Raw genomic sequence first — 2,383 nt, 5'->3', positions numbered from 1 at the left:
TTTATCCTCAGTGGTGCGGATAATTTCGACCAATACAGCGATCGCATCGGGATTTCCTGGGTCGATTTTCCCTAAACTCTCTGCTGCCTGCATCCGACTGTCCTTTTCTGGGCAATTCTCAATAAGTTCAATCAGTGCGGACATCGCCAAGGGTCTAATGGTTTGTGGTATCACCTCTCTCGCCGCTTCTTCGATGGGTTCTAAAAAGGTTTGCCATTCCTGTTTTTCAGTATTTAAATAACCAAACCCCCACTTCACCACCTGCCGCACAATATCGGTAGCCAGAGAACAAGCCTTAAATTGATTAATTTCAGCAGCAGCCAGCAAATATGTTTTATATTCATAAAAATCTCTGACCCCATCCTCAAACTCAACCAACGCCCGAATCAAATCCTCCTTCTTCTGAGCCTGAATATCCTTACGCCCCAACCAACACAAAATCACCTGCTTCCACTGCTTCTCAAAAATCCGATACCGCCTCCCCGCCACCGGAGAATCAACATGATTCCGAGGCAGAAAATAATCCCAATCCTCCACCGCCAACGCTGCAAAATACTCCTGAAACGTCGCATGATAAAAGGCAAAAATACTATCGCCGCGTCCATCTCTGCCCACCCGATTTAACCAACCCAACCGCAACACCAAATCAGCCCACGAAGTCTGATCTGATTCCTCCCCTAGATGCTCTTCCACCAAAGCCTGTGATAACCGAAATCGCTGCCGGGGCAAATTCAGCGCAGCCTTTGCCAGTTCCCCCCAATTGCCGATTCAAATTCTGCTTTAATTTCGTGGTATTCGTGCCACCAACTTCCGCATACTTTTCCAAGTCATTTAAATTCTGATTCCACTCATAAATTTTTCGCAGGTAACGCTGATATAACTCCGCCTGAGTGTCCGGCAACGACCCATCCCAAATCATGCATAGCATCGTCAAACACAAGGGATTTTGGACTAAATCAAGGAGGTTTTCCCGTCCCGGTTCATGGAGGGCGGCGATTAGAGCATCTGCAGGAGTTGGGGTTGAATTTTTCATCGCATTCTGGTGGGAGTCAGGCATAAATTACTAGGAATTACCTATTGACAAAACAACCAAATAGTGCCTTGATAAATCTTGAGTTATCCAGTCAGAAAATACCCCCTAGTTTACATGATAAACCCTGGCTAAATTTGACTAACCTACCGGACAAGAGTAGCGATCGCCCCCGCCAATAATCTGCATAAATTTAGTTGAGGTTTAACTGCTTGAGCAGGGCTTCACCTGTGGTCTGGGGAACATTATACTCAGATAGAGTTGTTGCGTCAATTGCACCGCCGCCATAGGTCAAAACTCCCCATTGCCCCTGTTCTTTTCGGAGCAACATCATCCCCGCTGTTTCCCCTTGCTGCCAAGTAAGTAAAGCCGTGTCATCAGCGATCGCCATTTTTTCAATGGTTGGGGTAGGCAACCCTGCTGCTAAGGCTCCCGGTTCCAAAAACATAAGGGCAATGCGCTGTATTTCTTGGCGGTCTGAAGTTGGCTGATTGCTGACTGTGAAATTATTGAGGTCAAACTGTGCAGAAATTTCCATGATCTGCTCTCTCGCACCGAGTTCTAGCTGATGCCAACGGGCTTTATCTGTAGTCATGTTGATCGCCATTTTTTCAATGGTTGGGGTAGGCAACCCTGCTGCTAAGGCTCCCGGTTCCAAAAACATAAGGGCAATGCGCTGTATTTCTTGGCGGTCTGAAGTTGGCTGATTGCTGACTGTGAAATTATTGAGGTCAAACTGTGCAGAAATTTCCATGATCTGCTCTCTCGCATCGAGTTCTAGCTGATGCCAACGGGCTTTATCTGTAGTCACGTTGATCTGTCGGTTTCCAACTAACTATACAATGGTCTGGCGAGCTTCTGGGAGTAGCACAAAAACCTCATCAGAGTGGAAGTAGCGAATTGCATAGATATCTGCGTTCTCATTGAGCCAATATCCGGCACCATCACCCTCACTAGCCAGAGATGAAGAGGCATAAACAACTTGAATCAAGCCCTGGGAGTCAGTCATGGTGCAGATCTGATAACGCAAATTCCCGACAATTTTTTCCTGTTTTTGACAGGCTCGCCGGGTCAAACGCTCAAATTCTGTATAAATTGCCTCGGCGTTGTAGTGCCTCGATGCCAACCCAGAGGGGCTGGATAAAGTAACGGGAGATGAGGCGATCGCAGCGTTTTGGGGTAGAAAAGACTCGGAAGATGGTCTTATAGTCTGCTCAGTAGTCTGCCCAGTTGTCAACTGCCCACAAGCCAATAATCCACAACTCAACCCCAGGAGTCCAGCCCAGCTCAAAGTTTTGATTAGGGGTCGAGATAGACCTCACGGTCTACCCCTCCCATTCAGCAGCAGAACCG

General features: G+C 47.4%; 4 protein-coding genes and 1 pseudogene. 1 reads left to right on the top strand and 4 read right to left on the bottom strand.

The genetic code is table 11. The features are described from left to right. Both P5674_RS24175 and P5674_RS24170 read right to left on the bottom strand, forming a co-directional pair. Positions 1-729: pseudogene (locus P5674_RS24175) on the bottom strand (HEAT repeat domain-containing protein); the annotation flags it as partial. After that, positions 647-1,033 (bottom strand): hypothetical protein, encoded by a 387-nt coding sequence (locus tag P5674_RS24170; protein ID WP_315670359.1) that lies wholly within the window; start codon positions 1,031-1,033, stop codon positions 647-649. The pseudogene P5674_RS24175 and the gene P5674_RS24170, both read right to left, overlap by 83 nt. A 44-nt stretch (positions 1,034-1,077) precedes the next feature. On the opposite strand from P5674_RS24170, the gene P5674_RS24165 reads away from it, so the two are divergent. Further along, entirely contained in the window at positions 1,078-1,212 is a 135-nt protein-coding gene (locus P5674_RS24165; RefSeq protein WP_286131391.1) for a hypothetical protein, read from the top strand. An 11-nt stretch (positions 1,213-1,223) separates the two neighbouring features. Here P5674_RS24165 and P5674_RS24160 read toward each other — a convergent pair whose 3' ends face one another. Together P5674_RS24160 and P5674_RS24155 are read right to left on the bottom strand one after the other, a co-directional pair. Continuing rightward, a complete protein-coding gene (locus P5674_RS24160; RefSeq protein ID WP_231851964.1) occupies positions 1,224-1,841 on the bottom strand; it encodes a hypothetical protein in 618 nt (205 codons plus the stop codon). 24 nt (positions 1,842-1,865) lie between these two features. Beyond that, the gene (locus tag P5674_RS24155) at positions 1,866-2,267 is read right to left on the bottom strand and encodes a hypothetical protein (RefSeq protein ID WP_235181498.1); all 402 of its coding nucleotides are present in this window, start codon (positions 2,265-2,267) and stop codon (positions 1,866-1,868) included. Positions 2,268-2,383 lie beyond the last annotated feature (116 nt).

This window comes from Limnospira sp. PMC 289.06, from assembly GCF_032350395.1.
Classification (GTDB): domain Bacteria; phylum Cyanobacteriota; class Cyanobacteriia; order Cyanobacteriales; family Microcoleaceae; genus Limnospira; species Limnospira platensis.
Note: the sequence above shows the minus strand (reverse complement) of the source record. Positions and strands in the feature narration are given on the sequence as shown.